Source organism: Bacteroidota bacterium, assembly GCA_016213405.1.
In the GTDB taxonomy this organism is placed as follows: domain Bacteria; phylum Bacteroidota; class Bacteroidia; order Palsa-948; family Palsa-948; genus Palsa-948.
Genome location: JACRAM010000078.1, coordinates 22,233 through 39,793 on the forward strand (window position 1 = coordinate 22,233; position 17,561 = coordinate 39,793).

The 17,561-nt window shown below is 40.0% G+C and carries 12 protein-coding genes; all 12 read right to left on the minus strand.

Annotation, left to right across the window (positions count from 1 at the left end):
• A complete protein-coding gene (prfA, locus tag HY841_09840; protein ID MBI4931052.1) occupies nt 1–1,080 on the minus strand; it encodes a peptide chain release factor 1 in 1,080 nt (359 codons plus the stop codon).
• 29 nt (nt 1,081–1,109) lie between these two features.
• Nucleotides 1,110–2,282 carry a phosphoribosylformylglycinamidine cyclo-ligase gene (locus HY841_09845; GenBank protein ID MBI4931053.1) on the minus strand — a complete coding sequence of 391 codons (1,173 nt, stop codon included), beginning with the start codon at nt 2,280–2,282 and terminating at the stop codon, nt 1,110–1,112.
• Between the two features lie 67 nt (nt 2,283–2,349).
• The gene (locus tag HY841_09850) at nt 2,350–4,521 is read right to left on the minus strand and encodes an OmpA family protein (GenBank protein ID MBI4931054.1); all 2,172 of its coding nucleotides are present in this window, start codon (nt 4,519–4,521) and stop codon (nt 2,350–2,352) included.
• Nucleotides 4,522–4,730: 209 nt separating this feature from the next.
• Nucleotides 4,731–7,037: a glutamine synthetase III gene (locus HY841_09855; GenBank protein ID MBI4931055.1), complete on the minus strand. Its 2,307-nt coding sequence runs from the start codon at nt 7,035–7,037 to the stop codon at nt 4,731–4,733.
• Between the two features lie 189 nt (nt 7,038–7,226).
• A complete protein-coding gene (gene hisA, locus HY841_09860; protein ID MBI4931056.1) occupies nt 7,227–7,949 on the minus strand; it encodes a 1-(5-phosphoribosyl)-5-[(5-phosphoribosylamino)methylideneamino]imidazole-4-carboxamide isomerase in 723 nt (240 codons plus the stop codon).
• Complete coding sequence (gene hisH / locus HY841_09865; protein ID MBI4931057.1) at nt 7,946–8,536, minus strand: imidazole glycerol phosphate synthase subunit HisH; 591 nt, start codon at nt 8,534–8,536, stop codon at nt 7,946–7,948. The genes hisA and hisH overlap by 4 nt, the downstream gene beginning before the upstream one ends.
• Nucleotides 8,533–9,657, minus strand: a complete 1,125-nt coding sequence (gene hisB / locus HY841_09870; protein ID MBI4931058.1) for a bifunctional histidinol-phosphatase/imidazoleglycerol-phosphate dehydratase HisB — start codon at nt 9,655–9,657, stop codon at nt 8,533–8,535. Before hisB ends, hisH begins: the two co-directional genes overlap by 4 nt.
• A complete protein-coding gene (gene hisC / locus HY841_09875) occupies nt 9,654–10,700 on the minus strand; it encodes a histidinol-phosphate transaminase (GenBank protein MBI4931059.1) in 1,047 nt (348 codons plus the stop codon). Before hisC ends, hisB begins: the two co-directional genes overlap by 4 nt.
• Complete coding sequence (hisD, locus tag HY841_09880; GenBank protein ID MBI4931060.1) at nt 10,693–11,955, minus strand: histidinol dehydrogenase; 1,263 nt, start codon at nt 11,953–11,955, stop codon at nt 10,693–10,695. Before hisD ends, hisC begins: the two co-directional genes overlap by 8 nt.
• A 50-nt stretch (nt 11,956–12,005) precedes the next feature.
• The gene (locus HY841_09885; GenBank protein MBI4931061.1) at nt 12,006–12,860 is read right to left on the minus strand and encodes an ATP phosphoribosyltransferase; all 855 of its coding nucleotides are present in this window, start codon (nt 12,858–12,860) and stop codon (nt 12,006–12,008) included.
• Nucleotides 12,861–13,019: 159 nt separating this feature from the next.
• Nucleotides 13,020–14,951 carry an ABC-F family ATP-binding cassette domain-containing protein gene (locus tag HY841_09890; protein MBI4931062.1) on the minus strand — a complete coding sequence of 644 codons (1,932 nt, stop codon included), beginning with the start codon at nt 14,949–14,951 and terminating at the stop codon, nt 13,020–13,022.
• A 94-nt stretch (nt 14,952–15,045) separates the two neighbouring features.
• The gene (locus HY841_09895; GenBank protein ID MBI4931063.1) at nt 15,046–17,541 is read right to left on the minus strand and encodes a TonB-dependent receptor; all 2,496 of its coding nucleotides are present in this window, start codon (nt 17,539–17,541) and stop codon (nt 15,046–15,048) included.
• Nucleotides 17,542–17,561 lie beyond the last annotated feature (20 nt).

The following is a 17,561-nucleotide window of genomic DNA, read 5'->3' on the forward strand; positions in this document are numbered from 1 at the left end:
TCAAACAGCCGAGCCTTCTTTCAATCTCTCTGCATTCTCTGCTACCTGCAATGCGTTGATCATATCCTGAATATCTCCCGCCATAAAAGTAGGAAGATTGTGAACGCTCATCCCGATTCTATGATCTGTCACTCTGCTTTGTGCGTAATTATAAGTTCTGATTTTTGCTGAGCGATCGCCTGTGGAAACCATCGTCTTTCTTTTTTTCGCGATTGCATCCATGTGCTTTTTGTATTCAGCATCATACAATTTTGTGCGGAGCATCTGCATTGCTTTCGTTCTATTGTCCAATTGCGAACGACTCTCCTGGCAAGTGATGACGATTCCGCTTGGCTTGTGCGTGAGCATCACTTTCGTTTCAACTTTATTTACATTCTGTCCACCCGCACCGCTCGAACGCGCAGTTTGAATTTCTATGTCGGCAGGATTTATCTGCACGTCCACTTCTTCCGCTTCAGGAAGAACCGCAACCGACACTGCAGAAGTATGAACTCTTCCCTGCTGTTCCGTAGCAGGCACACGCTGAACGCGGTGAACTCCACTCTCAAATTTCAAAGTGCCATATGCATTTTCTCCGGTGACTTCAATGATAACTTCTTTGAATCCTCCCAGCGTGCTCGGAGAACTATCCACTGTTTCATACTTAAATCCTTTTTTGTCGAGGAAACGTGTGTACATTCTATATAAATCTCCAACGAATAAACCTGCTTCATCGCCTCCCGTTCCTGCGCGAATTTCCACCACAGCATTTTTCGCATCTTCAGGATCTTTCGGAATCAACAATTGCTGTAGGTATTCCTCCATCTTTTCTTTCTTCGGAGTTAGTTCGTCAATTTCGGTTCTCGCCATGGAAAGAAGTTCTTCATCTTTTTCTTTTTTGAAAATCTCTTTTGAACTTTCAATATTATCTATGATGTTTTTGTATTCGTGATATGCACTCACCACTTCTTTCAATTCTTTGTATTCGCGGTTCAGTTTAGCAAACAGTTTCATGTCCGATAGGATCTTCGGATCGGAAAGTTTTCTTTCCAGTTCTTCAAAACGATTTTTAAGGGATGCCAGTCTGTCAAGGATTTCCATGGTTACTAATAACGTATCTGGTACGAATGTTACGAATATTGAAATTCGCCATGCGTACTTTTTATAGTTAATTTATTTTTTTTGTCTAAGAATTTTTCAACTCTTCCGATGATTTGCGCTTCCACACCGAATGATTTTGAAACAGAGATTATCTGTGAAGCAGTTTTTTCGTCCGTGTAGATTTCCATTCTGTGCCCCATATTAAAGACCTGATACATTTCTTTCCAGTCTGTTTTGCTTTCCTGCTGAATTAATTTAAAGAGAGGAGGGGTTTCAAAAAGCTTATCCTTTATAATATGTACGCCTTTCACAAACTTCAAAACTTTGGTTTGTCCGCCACCAGAGCAATGAATAATGCCATTGATATTTTTTCTGTGCTTTTCTAAAACTTTTTTGATGATGGGCGCGTAGGTTCTGGTTGGAGATAAAACCAATTTTCCTGCATCCACTCCATTTACTTCTGTTGAGTCAGTAAGTTTTTTTGTTCCCGAATAAATAACTTCATTCGGAATTGTATGATCAAAACTCTCTGGGTATTTTTCAGCGTAGATTTTTGAAAACACATCGTGGCGGGCTGAAGTAAGGCCGTTACTTCCCATTCCTCCGTTGTATTCGTCTTCGTATTTTGCTTTTCCAAAAGAAGAAAGTCCGACAATTACATTCCCCGCTTTTATTTTTTCATCCACTACATCCTTGCGTTTCATTTTGCAAGTGACGGTTGAATCGACTATGATTGTGCGAACCACATCGCCCACATCGGCAGTTTCTCCTCCTGTGGAACGGATATTAATTCCGTGCTTGCGCATCTTTGTTAAAAATTTTTCCACTCCACTTATGATTTCTGAAATTACTTCTCCCGGAATCAAATTTTTATTTCTGCCGATGGTGGTTGAGATAAGAATATTATCTACCGCCCCTGTGCAAAGCAAATCGTCAATGTTCATCACCAGTGCATCCTGTGCGATTCCTTTCCAAACGGAGATGTCCCCTGTTTCTTTCCAATATATGTAGGCAAGAGAAGATTTTGTTCCTGCGCCATCGGCATGCATCACTATGCAATGGCTTTTGCTTCCGCTCAAATAATCAGGAACAATTTTACAAAAGGCATTCGGGAAAATTCCTTTATCAAGTTTCTTAATGGCATTGTGCACATCTTCTTTTGATGCGGAAACTCCTCTTTGATTATATCTTGAAATATTCATTTATCAGGAACTAAAAACCCCGCACAAAAAATGCACGGGGTTTCCAGAAAAAATATTGTAATGGTTTTTATTCGTCCCATTCTGTTTTATCATCGCCTTCACCCCCTTCGGAAGTGCTCTTGGTAACTTTAATTTCAGGTGCAGTTTTAGGACCATCAGTTGTTCCTGATGAAACATAATCTTTTCTCAGGATGGTGAATACAACCCTTCGGTTTATCTGCATGAGGAATTCGTAATCATCTTTATTTTTTTTCTCAGGGTAATTCTTATCAATCCATTTTTGCGAGAGAATGGTTTTTGCGGGCACTACTTTTCCGCTGGGGAGAGTTATGTCAGTTTGCAATTCAGAAGGGCGGCTTTCTCCGTATCCTGCAGGAGAAAGTCGGTTAGGGTCAATTCCTTTTTCGGCAATCAGATAATCTACGCAGGTTTTTGCACGATTAAATGAAAGTGTTTGATTATATTTTGCATCTGAACGATAATCTGTGTGTGCTGAAAGTTCCACGGTAATGTTTGGACTTTCACTCATGACCTTAACAAGAAACTCGAGAGAATCTTTTGGATTGGATGGATGCGACAAATCATACATATCGAGATTGAATAATACAAGAGGCATTCTCATCTCCTTTACGATTTTCTTTAGAACAAAATCCTGACGGAAGTTAGTTGACTCTTTCAATCCAACAGTTGTGATTTTTGCTTTTGGATTTCCGAGAAGGGCATCAGGAAAGTCCGGAGTTTTGACATCAAGAGCAGATGCGCTCACCACATAAGAGGTGTTTGAATTGATATAGCGAGTTTGTCCGTTTGTCTCATACTTGTAATAACCTTTCACGTCCGATTTTAATTCGAAGGACGTATTATCAGAGCCAACAAGTTTTACAGTTGCTCCGGGAACAGGGAGTTTTGTCAGTTCTTCTGTTACATAACCTTCCAGCATATAAAGCATCGGAGGAAGAATGAAAGAGTAAATATCATCTCCACCTTTTCCGCCAGCGCGGTTGGAAGTGAAGTATCCACGCTCATGTTCGCTTTCAAAAACAACAGCAAAGTCATCGCCAGCAGAATTGATCGGGTACTGCATATTTTCAGGCTTCGTCCACTTATTGGTTCCACTCGCACTTGCTCTGAAAATATCAAAACCACCCATACCGAGATGCCCTGTTGAAGCAAAATACAGAGTTCCATCATAGTGAAGAAAAGGGAAAGCTTCGTCTCCATCTGTATTAATATCCGGACCAAGATTCACGGGTTGACCCCATTCTTTTTTCTTGGTATCAAAGAGCGAGTAGTATAAATCCAAACCTCCGTAACCTGGGTTCAAACTATCTCTTAAGTCAGATGCAAAAATCATAACCTTTTCATCTTTGCTTAAAGCAGGATGCCCATAACTGAATGAATCAATATTGAATGGAAGAAGTGCTGGTTCATCCCAAGTCTGCCCTCGCTTAACTGTTCCGTAAATCTGGCATTTTGGATGTTTATTTTTTTCTGTTTTACAAAGTGTAAAATACATATTGCTTCCTTTTTCATCGAGTACACACGCTGCTTCATTATTCTTCGTGCTGATGGGTACTGGCAGTGGAGTAGGGGTGCTCCATTTTCCGTTCTTGTCGATTTTTGTCATGAAGAGATCCGCATACAACTGACCAACATTGACATCAACCTCACCGGTAGCGCCTTGACGCGTAGAAGAGAATAGAAGAGTGGTGTATTTTTTTCTTTCAGCATACATAGGGCAGTAATCCCAGTCTTTGGTATTTATCTGCACCATATTTTCTACTTTGTATCTGGTGGGATTGTCTTTCCATTTTTGCGCAAGTTCGCATGACTTCGCTCCATTATCTCCTCGTTTGTCGGATGGAACTTCTTTCGCGTATTTTTCATATTCGGCTTTTGCTTCAGGATATTTCTCCTGCATTTTCTGCATATCGGCAAGATATAACTGTGCGAGTGTTTTCTCGGAGCACTGTGCCTTGATGGATTTCTGATAATAAATTTCTGCTTGCTTAATATCATTAATCAAACGATAGCATTCAGCTGTTTTCCAGAGGCACTCGGGTTTTAATTTTTTAGGAGCTTTTTTGTATGCTGCTTTATACAAATCTATAGCACCATAATACTCAAAAGAGTTGTATTTTTTCTCCGCTTCCTTGTAGAAATTCTTCTGCGCATTTGCGCCTGCGCAAATAAGAAGTGCGAAAACAAATAAGCTGATTCGTTTATGCATTTTCATCATGACAATGTTTTGTTCCGTCAGAAGACGGGTGGGTTCTTGAAAAGAGGGTGCTAAAATAGTTTTTTTGTTTGAATTAGCAAATTTAGTCGGCAAATATATGTAATTCACCGATATATACATGTTCTTTGTCGAAACAAAGGAAGGGAAACCTCATCCTCCTCAGGAAGATGGGGTTTTTAACTTATGAACGTTGGTCTGTTAAAGCAGAATTAACGGGTAAAGAGCATTTCTCTGTATTTAGGTAAAGCCCACAATTCATCATCCACAATGAATTCTAATTTATCAGCATGTTCACGAATCTCATCAAAATAAGGTTTCACATATTCGCAATAAGCAGTTGCTTTTTCATGAGCATCTTCTAAAGCGTTTGCTTTTTTGCGCGCTTCGATCATTTTGTAAACATTTTTCTGAATGGACGAAACCCGCTCAGAAATTTCACGGATGGTTTCCATCTGGGATCCAGCGAGAGATGAGAAGCCCCCGACCCCTGAAGGGGAGTTTTGAATTTCATAATCAAGAGAAAACTCTTCTGCACCGGCAAGCACCGCTTTTTTTGTTTTTGCTTTTTGCGAAACTGTTATTCCGTTTTCTCCCTTTAGGGCCGGGGCTAAGTCCTTCAGCCCTTTCACATTTTCAAGAAGGGTAGTTTGATATTTTATGGCGGAAGGAATGATTTGTCCTAACGCAATTTCTCCCATCATGCGTGATTCAATCTGAATTTTTTTCATGTACGTTTCCAGATGAATTTCATAGCGCGCGTATTGTTCGCGTTCGGTCATGATGTTGTTCTGTTCAAACAGCTTCACGAATTCTTTACGCGTGAAAATTTTCAGCGCTTCAGGAGTTGTTTTGATATTGGAAAGTCCGCGCTTCTTCGCTTCTTTCACCCATTCTTCGCCATAACCGTTTCCTTCAAAGAGGATTTTTTTGGTAGCGATAATATAATCACGCAGAACGCGGAAGATGGCTTCATCTTTCTCCACATTTTTCTTTATCAAAGCGTCAACTTCTTTTTTGAACTGATTGAGCTGATTTGCCATAATCGTATTCAGAATCGTCATTGCCTGAGAGCAATTTGCCGATGAACCAACAGCGCGGAACTCAAATTTATTTCCGGTGAATGCAAACGGAGAAGTTCTGTTTCTGTCTGTGTTGTCTAAAAGTATTTCAGGAATTTTTCCGATGTTAAGCTTCAATGCTGTCTTTTCTTCCGGAGTCATTTTTCCTGTCTTCACTTTTTTCTCAATGTCTTCTAACACTTTTGTAAGCTGTGTGCCGATGAAGATGGAAACAATTGCGGGAGGAGCTTCGTTCGCGCCTAAGCGGTGGTCGTTTCCTGCTGATGCAATTCCTGCTCTGAGTAAATCAGCATTATCGTGCACCGCTTTAATTGTGTTCACAAAAAAAGTAAGGAACTGCAAATTTGTCTTAGGAGTTTTTCCCGGTGATAACAAATTTTTTCCTGTATTGGTTGAAAGACTCCAGTTGTTGTGCTTTCCGCTTCCGTTAATTCCCGCAAAAGGTTTTTCGTGCAAGAGGACGCGGAAGTTGTGTCTGCGCGCAACTTTTTCCATCATGTCCATCAAAAGAAGATTGTGATCAACTGCCAGATTTGCTTCTTCGAAAACAGGAGCGCACTCAAATTGGTTGGGCGCAACTTCGTTGTGGCGTGTCTTGATGGGGATTCCTAATTTGTAACATTCAATTTCAAAATCGCGGATATACGCAAGCACTCTTTCTGGAATCGAACCAAAGTAATGGTCTTCGAGTTGCTGACCTTTTGCGCCCTCGTTTCCGAAAAGTGCTCTGCCGGTGAAAGCAATATCGGGACGAGCATTATAAAACGCAGTGTCGATCAGAAAATATTCCTGTTCCCATCCAAGTGTAGAATTTACTTTCGTTACGTTCTTATCAAAATACTGGCAAACTTCAGTTGCTGATTTATCCAACGCGTGAATTGCTTTCAACAGCGGAGTTTTATAATCGAGCGATTCGCCTGTGTAAGAAATATAAATGGTAGGAATGCAAAGCGTTTGTCCGATGATGAATGCGGGAGAAGTAGGATCCCATGCAGTGTAACCGCGCGCCTCAAAAGTGCTGCGTATTCCTCCGCTCGGAAAAGAAGAAGCATCCGGTTCTTGCTGAACCAACTGTTCGCCATCAAAACGCTCGAGTGCTTTTCCATCTTCAATATTTTGTGCGAACGCATCGTGCTTTTCTGCCGTGCTTCCGGTGAGCGGCTGAAACCAATGCGTGTAGTGCGAAACACCTTTGCTCATCGCCCATGCTTTCATATTCGAAGCCACATCATCGGCAATGCTGCGGTCAATTTTTGTCCCGAGTTCCATGGCGGAGAGAACACTTTTATACGCTTCGTCCGAAAGCCATTTCTTCATCGTCTCTTTATTGAAAACATTTTCTCCGTAAAATTCGGATACGGTTGCTTTGGGTAGTTCCACGTTTACCGGAACTCTGTTCAGCACTTCTTCCAGCGCCTTGAATCTTTGAATTGCCATGTTTTAGTTGAAAGTTTAAGAGTTTATGTATAATAAGTTGATAAATCTGGTGCAAGTATACAGAAAATAGGGGGTATGTAGTAAAAAAGTGTTACTTTTTATTAACGAACCCCATGTTTTTGTTAGTCGAAGACAAAAAAATGTGGTTTTATGAGTATGCCAATAATTATTAAGTGGAGAAGGTGGAAACTAGAAAAGGTAAGGTTTGAGGTCGGATAATATAATAGTTCCCTCGTAGATTGCTTTGCCGATGATGGCACCTGAACATCCAGCCTGCCGAACCGCTTCAATATTTTCTATCGAAGAGACGCCACCGCTAGCAATTAAATTAATGGTGGGAACTTCTTCTTTTATCTTTTTATATAATTCGATTGACGCACCTTGCATCATTCCATCCTTTGAAATATCCGTGCAGAAAATATTTTTTACTCCTTTTTCTGAATTTGTATTAATGAAATTAATAACAGAAATTTCAGTTTGTTCTGTCCAGCCACTTACGACAATCTTTTCGTTCTTCACATCAGCGCCCAGAAGGATTTTTTCAGAGCCATATTTTTTTACCCACATAAAAAAAAGCGTAGGATTTTTTATAGCAATGCTTCCGATGGTTGCAATGCTTGCACCGGCATTGTAAACAGACGTAATATCAACATCTGTTTTTATGCCTCCTCCGAAATCAATAACCAGTTTTGTTTTAGAGGCAATGTTTTCCAAAACTTTCTGATTGACGATGGTTCCTTTCTTTGCTCCGTCCAGGTCAACTAAGTGCAAGCGCTTTATCCCTGCATCTTCAAATTGTTTTGCAACTTCTAAAGGACTCTCATTATAAATTTTCTTCTGTGAATAGTCTCCTTGCGAAAGGCGGACACATTTGCCTTCTATGATATCTATAGCCGGAATAATCTCAATCATAATTTTAGAAAATTCTCCAGGAGTTTTTGTCCGGCTTCAGAAGATTTCTCAGGATGAAATTGCACTCCGTAAAAATTATTTTTCTGTAATGCTGAACTGTATTCCAAAATATAATTTGTTGTTGCAATTGTATGGTTCCCTTTCTCTGCATAATACCCGTGAACGAAATACATGTATTCATTTTCTTTTATTCCTTCAAATACTTTTCCTTTCAAAGACAAAACTGTATTCCATCCAATCTGAGGTATTTTTTCTTCCTTTAGAGTTGTGAAAAACTTTTTAACCTCCATTGGAAAAATTCCAAAACAATCTGTATCTCCTTCTTCAGAATGATTGCACATGAGTTGCATCCCCAAACATATTCCGAGCGTTGGTTGTTTTAAGTTCTTAATCACTTTATCCAGTTTTTTTTCTTTCAGATATTGCATTGCCGAACTGGCTTCTCCAACTCCGGGAAAAATTACTTTGTCTGCTGATTGAATTTCCCGAGAATTGTCAGATAAAATTCCTTTGACGCCAATTCTTTCCAGCGCAAAAAGAACAGATTGCACATTACCAGCGTTGTATTTTATGATTACAACTTTCAAAGCAGTCCTTTTGTACTTGGTAATTGCATATTGTCTTTATCTCTTTTCACTGCCATTTTAACCGCTTTTGCAAATGCCTTGAAGATGGCTTCTATTTTATGGTGCTCATTGGTCCCTTCAGCTTTAATATTCAGATTGCATTTTGCGGAATCAGAAAATGATTTGAAGAAATGAAAAAACATTTCCGCAGGCATCTCTCCTATTTTTTCCCGCTTGAATTCTGCATTCCATTCAATCCAGTTGCGACCGCCAAAATCAATAGCAACTTGAGCCAAGCAATCATCCATAGGCAGACAAAATCCGTAGCGCTCAATTCCTCTTTTATCTCCAAGCGCTTTTGAAAAAGATTCTCCAAGAGCAATTCCCACATCCTCAATCGTGTGGTGTTCGTCAATATGTAAATCTCCTTTGGCAGAAATATTCAAATCTATATTTCCGTGCTTTGCAATTTGTTCAAGCATATGGTCGAAAAAAGAAAGCCCGGTAGATATTTTTGCTTTTCCTTTACCATCTAAATCCAATTCAATGTAAATGTTAGTTTCATTTGTTTTTCTGATATGAGAAACTTTTCTTGAGGGAAAATGAAAGAATTTGTAAATCTCATTCCAATCCTTTGCATCCAACGCGAGTGCTTCTTTTAATTCAGCAGGAACTTTCATTTTTCTATTCAGAGCATTACGGATAAGAATTGCTTTTGAACCAAGATTTTTTGCAAGCTTCAGATCGGTAAGCCGGTCGCCAATGACAAATGAATTTTTTAAGTCATAATCTCCCGTCAGATATTTTTTCAGCATCCCGGTTTGCGGTTTTCTATTGGGAGAATTGTCGTCATCAAAAGATTTGTCAATAAAAACTGCCGAGAAATTTACTCCTTCATTTTTTAGTGTTGTCAGCATTTTTCCCTGTACAAGATTGAATGTTTTTTTGGGGTATTTTTTTGTGCCAAGCCCGTCCTGGTTGGAAACCATAACAAATTCAAAATCTGATTCCTCCTTGATTTTCCTCAGTGTTGAAATTGCAAAAGGAAGAAATTCCAGTTTTTCCAGTGTGTCAATTTGAAATACAACAGGCGGCTCTACGATGATAGTACCGTCTCTGTCTAAGAATAAAACTTTTTTCATTTGTATTGATTTAGAACTGCTAACAGTTTTTTATTTTCATCTTTTGTTCCCACAGTGATTCTCAAACAACCTTCGCAAAGAGCAATATTACTTCTGTCGCGCACAATAATCCCCGTCCCAACTAAATATTTGTAAATCTTTTTCGGCTCGGTAGTTTTTACTAAGAGAAAATTTGCATCGCTGGGAAATATTTTTTGCACGAATGAAAAATCAGCAAGTGACTTCGTCAGCTTTTCTCTTTCATTTACAATTTCTTTTATCCAGTTATTCACTTGTTCAATATTATCCAAAGCTTTTATCGCAAGTTGCTGTGAAGCCTCATTAATATTGTAAGGCGGCTTTATTTTGTTGAACACGGAAATAATTTCTTCGCTCGCGAACGCCATACCGATTCTCAACCCAGCCATTCCCCATGCTTTGGAAAGTGTTTGCATCACAACGAGATTGGAATATTTATTTAGCTCAGGAGTGAAGCTTTTCTGTTTTGAGAAATTAATGTACGCTTCATCAATCACCATAATACCTCTAAAATTATTCAGGATAAATTCTATGTCTTCTCTCTCTAATGAATTACCTGTTGGGTTGTTCGGAGAGCAGAGAAAAATCAGTTTCGTATTATCGTTCACGACTTCGGAAATTCCTTCAGCATTTAATTGAAATTCTGCTGTGAGCGAAACCTTTTTTATGATAACATCATTGATGTTTGCCGACACTTCAAACATTCCGTACGTTGGCGGAAGGAGAATTACATTGTCTTTACCGGGATTGCAGAAAGCTCGGTAAAGAATGTCAATCACCTCATCACTTCCGTTGCCGAGAAAAATATTTTTTACAGGTACTCCTTTTATTTTTGAAATCTTTTCTTTCAGTTTTAGTTGATGCGGGTCAGGATAGCGGTTGTAGTTTTTCTCCAGCGGAGAGCCATGTGCATTTTCGTTCGCATCCAGAAAAACACTTGCTTCTCCCTTGAACTCATCTCTTGCAGAGGAATAAGGAACAAGATTTTTTATGTTCTCTCGTATTATTTTATTTAAATCAAACATTTTTATTCAATCTTATTGTTACAGCATTTTTGTGAGCATTTAATCCTTCTGCATCTGCCATTAGCTCAACTGCCTTGCCGATTTTTTTCAATCCCTCTTTCGATAATTTCTGAAAAGTAATTTTCTTCACAAAACTGTCTAATGAAACCCCACTATAAGATTTTGCATAACTGTTTGTTGGCAAAGTGTGGTTTGTCCCCGATGCATAATCACCTGCGCTTTCAGGAGAATAATTGCCGATGAAAACAGAGCCTGCATTAATTACTTTCGTTGCAAGTTTATCAGCATCCTTGCAGGAAACAATCAAATGCTCAGGCGCATATTCATTCAGCAAATCAATTGCCTCTTTTTTATTCTTGACAAGAATTGCTTTGCTGTTCTGTAGTGCCTTCATTGCAATTTCTTTTCTGGGAAGTTTTTCTAATTGAAGCGATATTTCCTTTTGAACTCCCTGAATTATTTTTTCAGAATCAGAAACTAAAATCACTTGTGAGTCCGCTCCATGCTCTGCCTGAGAAAGTAAATCAGAAGCTACAAACGCAGGAATACAACTTTCATCCGCCAGCACCGCAACTTCGGAAGGACCCGCAGGCATGTCTATGGCGATGCCATCTTTCTGTATTAATTGTTTCGCACAGGTCACGTATTGATTTCCAGGACCAAATATCTTATTCACTTTCGGAATAGTTTCTGTTCCGTAAGCCATCGCTCCAATCGCTTGTGCTCCTCCTGCTTTGAAAACTTTTTTAATGCCAACCAGCTTTGCTACATATAATATAGTATCGTCCGCGGAAGGAGTACAAAGAATAATTTCTTTACATCCGGCAATTCTTGCAGGAATTCCGAGCATTAGTATTGAAGAAAATAAGGGTGCGCTTCCTCCGGGAATATACAGCCCGACATTTTCTATTGCAACAGATTTCCTCCAGCACTTTACTCCTTTAACCGTTTCAATCACTATTACTTTTTCCTTTTGTGCGAGGTGAAATTTTTCAATGTTTCTTTTTGCTAACTGAATGGCAGATTTTAATTCTTTGGAAATGGCCTCACCCCATCCCTCTCCGAAGGAGAGGGGGTTGGGATCAAAATCTACTTTATCAAATTGACGGGAATATTTCTGTAATGCTGAATTTCCATTCTCCTTCACATCATTCAAAATAGTCTGAATAGAATTTTCCAGTGCAGAAGAATCCATTGAAGGACGCCTCAGCAATTCCGCCCATTCATTTCGTTTCGGGTATTTAATTATTTGCATCATCTGTTTTTTCTTTCTCCCTTCCCTTGGGGAAGGGTTGGGGATGGGCTTCACACTATCATTTTCTCAATCGGTACAACTAAAATTCCCTGTGCTCCATTGTCTTTTAACTGCTCAATTATTTCCCAGAATTTTTCTTCATCAATTACCGAATGCAAAGAACTCCATCCTTTTTCTGCCAAAGGTAATATGGTAGGGCTTTTCATTCCCGGAAGGATTTTACAGATAGCATCCAGCTTTTCATTTGGAGCATTGAGCAAAACATATTTATTGTGGCGGGATTTCTTCACAGCTTTAATTCGGAACAATAATTTTTTCAGTATAGCAGATTTCTCTTTGTCTAATTTTGTTCCTGAAACAAAAACGGCTTCTGATTTCATCACAACTTCCGTTTCTTTGAGACCGTTGGCAAACAATGTGCTTCCTGAACTTACCAAATCACAAATCGCATCAGCCAATCCTACGCTGGGCGCAATCTCCACCGAACCGCTCACCGTTTCAATCTTCGCCTCCACTTTTTTCTTCTTCAGATATTTTGAAAGAATGACAGGATAGCTCGTTGCAATTTTTTTTCCACGAAGTTCTTTGATGGATTTGTATTCCGCATTCTTCGGAACAGCAATGGACAAACGGCATTTTCCAAAACCGAGTTTCTCCACCACTTTCAGTTTTTTGTTGGTCTCGTAAATAATATTTTCGCCTACAATTCCCGCATCGGCAACACCGTCTTCTACGTATTGTGGAATATCGTCATCGCGCAAAAACAAAACTTCCAGCGGAAAATTATATGCTTCTGAACGGAGTTTGTTCAGTCCGTTACTGAGCTCAATGCCTGACTCACGAAGTATCTTAATTGAATCTTCGTAAAGACGTCCTGATTTTTGAATTGCAATTTTTAGTTTCATATTTTAAAGGTATTAAAAACAAAAAGGGCTTACCTATTCGGCAAGCCCTAGATTTGATTTATTGTTTTTACACAAAACCTCATCGGCTCGCCTGTGCGAGAGAATGATGATGGTTATGTGATTGAATTTTCATTTGATGGGCAAAGGTAAAAAAGTTTTTTAAAGTACAAGTCTCCCCTGCAACTCCTCCCACTTCTTCATTTCCTCTTCCAGTTGTTTTTTCAGTTTCTCGTAGTTGGCAAAAGTTTCCTTGTTATTTACAATTTCAGCGTACGCTTCGGGGTGCATCAGCTTTTCATCAATCACTTTTATTTCTGCTTCCAGTTTTTCAATTCTTCGCTCATGTTTTGAAATCTGGCTTTGAAGTTCCTTGAGAACTTTTTCCTTTTGTTTCTTTTCCCAGTTGTCTTGCTTTGGCTCCTCTTCCTCGCTTTTGATTTTTGACTTATCACTTTTGACTTCTTGTTCTATCTGCCTGAACGAACCTACTTTCCTGTCACGCAGATATTCATTCACATCTCCGAAATGTTGTTTCACATTTCCTCCGCGGAATTCAAACACACGGTTGGTGAGCCCCTGCAGAAAATCCCGGTCGTGCGAAACGAGAATCAATGTTCCGTCATACTGCATCAGCGCCTGCTTGAGCACATCCTTGGAACGCATGTCCAGATGGTTTGTCGGCTCATCCAGTACTAATAAAGAATGCGGTTGCAGTAAAAGTTTGCACATCGCCAATCTTCCTTTCTCTCCACCGCTCAGCACATGCACTTTTTTCTGCACATCATCTCCGCTGAAAAGAAACGAGCCGAGAATGGCGCGTAAGTTTTTCCGGCTGTCGCCTTTTGCCGATTCATCAATGGTTTCAAAAACTGTTTTATCTCCGTTCAGAATTTCCGCCTGGTTCTGCGCGTAATAACCAACCTCAACCGACTCGCCTACTTTCAGCATGCCGTCAAATTTTTCTTCTCCCACTATTAAACGGCTCATCGTGGTTTTGCCTTCCCCGTTTCTGCCCACAAATGCTATCCGGTCTTTCCGCTCTATCCTGAAATTCACATGAGAGAAAATAACTTTTTCTCCGTATTGTTTCTTCACATCTTCTGCCACAACCACCATTCGGCTGGAACGCGGTGCCGGAGGAAATTTAAATTTGATACTTGACATATCATCTTCATCCACTTCCACAATTTCCAGTTTGTCAAGTTTTTTTATCAGCGACTGTGCGAATGCCGCTTTGTCTTTCTTCGCGCGGAATTTATTAATAAGCACTTTGGTTTTGTCAATGTACTTCTGCTGGTTCTTCGCAGCGGAAATCTGCGACTCCTTTCTCTCTTTTCTCAGCATCACATATTTGGAATAATTCGCTTTGTAATCATAAATCCTTCCCATCGTGATTTCAATCGTGCGCTTGGTGATATTATCTAAAAACGCTTTGTCGTGCGACACCATCACCACTGCGCCAAAATAATTTTTCAGAAAATCTTCAAGCCACTGAATAGATTCAATGTCGAGGTGATTCGTAGGTTCGTCCAGCAAAAGCAGATCGGGTTTCATCAGCAGAAGTTTCGCAATCTCCACCCTCATTCTCCATCCACCGCTGAACTCATCCATCATGCGGTTGAAATCCGTGCGCTCAAATCCCAACCCGAGCAGCGTGGTTTCAATATCCGCGTGAAGAGAATATCCTCCAAGCGCATTTAACCGCTCGCTATACTCATGCAGATCATGAATCAGCTGCATGTAGGCATCCGATTCATAGTCGGTGCGCGTGGCAATCTGCTCGTTCACATGCACAATTTTTTTCTCCAGCGCCTGCACTTCAGAAAAAGCCGAAGCCGTTTCATCAAACACAGTTTTGCCGAGGTTGGGCGACATATCCTGCGGAAGATATCCGATGGTAAAATTATTCGGCTTGGTCACTTCTCCGCTGTCGCATCCTTGTTCGCCCGCAATGATTTTCAGCAGCGTGGATTTTCCTGCACCGTTCCTTCCCGCCAGACCAATACGGTCCTGCTTGTTGATGAGAAAAGAAATATCCTCAAACAGCGTGCGTCCGCCAAAATGAACCGTTATGTCGTTTACCGATACCATAAAAAAGAGCGCAAAGATAATTTAATGTACGAGGGGGAAACTGTCCCCCTCTTGGAGTGGGTGAAGAGGGATGAGGGCGCGCCCAAAGAATAATTTAAAAGTCAAAAGAAAGGCGCAAGGCGAATGTGCGCGGAGATTCTATTTTAAGAGGGCGCAATGAATAGCTTTTATTAAGTGCATTATTAACTATAAATGCCGCTTTAAATTTTTTGGTTATATCCATTCCGATGCGGGCATCCACTACCACCGTGCCGTTATCATTTGCCTTTCTGTATTTTTCAATTCCGCTGTGCATTTGCGGTTCAAACAGGTAAAATACTCTATCAATATTTTGCACAAAACTATAGTAACGGCAACTGCCTCCGATAAAAAATGCTTTATAACCTAATTGCATATCTATTTTTGCAATGTGCTGAAAACGGTATTTCAAAACACTATTTTTAGAATCGGTGCTGCTGGAATCATACGACAAGAGTTGCGGCTTAAGATGATTACTATCGGTGGCAAACACTTCGCCTGGATTAACGGCTTGAGGAAGCACATAGGTATAACCAGCCAAAATACTGAGCTTAAAATCTTTTGCCATCTTTCCTTCACCGGCAAGGGATAGTTCTGCCCCGCGCACACGGGTAGCGCCTGTATTCAGATATATAAATCCGTTGTCATCAATAGTGTCGCCCCACTCCAGATGGGTGCCCCATGTGCCGAAAGTAAATTCAATGGTGTTTTTATATTCCTGCCAGAATGCCGCTGCGTCAATATATCCGACAAAATTATTTATTTTAAATCCCTGCTTCAAACCAATTTCTGTATTCCAGCTTGTTTCGGGTTTTAATATGGGATTAGGGTAAATAGCTATTCCTCCGATGTCTGAACGAATATATTTTTCGGTAATCGTAGGGAAACGATACCCTTGTCCGTAGGAATAGCGCAAAAAGGTTGCTTCTGCTAATTTTAAATTTAATCCCGAACGGAAAATAGGTTTCCAAACTGATTTTTCGTCATTCATTTTAAAAGATTCGCTTCTGAAACCGGCTGATACATTTAAGAAATCCCACAGTTTTTTATCTAACTGTGTATAAATCCCATAGTTTTCAAGATGGTTCTTCGGTAATATTCCTTTGTAAGCTAATCCTGATTTAGAATTTGTTTGGTTTCTGATTATTCCACCGGTGATGTTTAAATCGCCAAGAGATTTTATTTGTTTTATAAATTGATATTCAGTATACGTTACATCCGTTTCTATGGTTTGGTCGGGCATTACATTCTTGGTAGAAAAATAACGGGTGCGCAAACCGTATTTGAATCCTCCCTCTGTATAATAATTAAGAAATGGCTCCACATAATAAATGGTTTGATTCTGCAATGTCATTGTATTCGGAAATGCTCTGTAAAGCCCGGAAGTATCGTTATCCCAAATCAAAGACAAATTATTTTGTGATTTCATTAAATTACCATTGACACCAAAATTCAATCGGGGAATTTTTTTGGGGCGGTAACGAAAATTACAATTCATCCGCCTTGTTTTTTCTCCCACTTCACTATCTCTGATAGTGGTATCACTGGACCATGAACGATAACCAGGGGGACCGATAAAACCGTGGTCATAAATATCCATACCGCCAATAACCAGGTCGGTTTGCTCAATTTTTTCGGCATACAAAAAACTTGTTCCATAAAAAGTGGCAGAGCCTTTCCACCATTTAGCGCTGTCAATGGAAGGAGCATCATAGATGCCGGAATAGGCAGATACTTTAACTACCGGGTCTTCTTTGGGATAAGCCGTGCGGATATTTATACTTCCGCTTAATGCCGAAGAGCCATAGGTTACGGAAGATGCTCCTTTGATGATTTCTATTTGCTCCACATTTTCAAGCGGAATAAAATTCCATTCAGGGCGGCCTCCATCTCCCGCCATGGCAGGCAATCCGTCAATCAAAATAGCTACACGGCTTCCGATACCAAAATTAAATCCGCTGCCGCCACGAATCTGCGGTTCGCCATCTAAAATATTTAAACCGGGCGCCTGCTCTAATACTCCTTTGACATTGGTTGAATTTTTATTTTCAATCAGATTTGATTTTATTACTTCCATTGAAACTGTTATCTCTTCCAGTTTTCTCTCATATTTTCCGGCAGAAACAACCATGGTTTCCAGTTGTGTGGAGGCAGATTCTAAAATAAAATTATGTTCTGCCGCTTTCAATGAATCGCTGATAACAACCATGGTATCTGATCTCATCCCGATGATTGAACAGATAACTGTATGCTTGCCAGGATTTAAATGTAGTTCATAATTTCCATTAATATCGCTGGCAACTCCGTGTGATTTATCTCCCGAAGAAAAAATAATTGCACCAATTATCGGTTCTTTATCTGAAACATCTGATACAACTCCTTTTAGAATTCCGTAACTCTGAGCGTGAAGGGAGGTGAGAAGTGACCCGCCTGCCAACAATATTGTCAAGAGAAGTCGGGCAGGGAAGTGAGAAGTGAGAAGTAAAAAGGTGAATAAATAATATATATTTTTCAATCTCATAAGTGTGGAAGCCGTGAAATATTGGCAGAACGGAATGTCAGGCGTTTTCAAAACCCCCAACATTCCGTTCT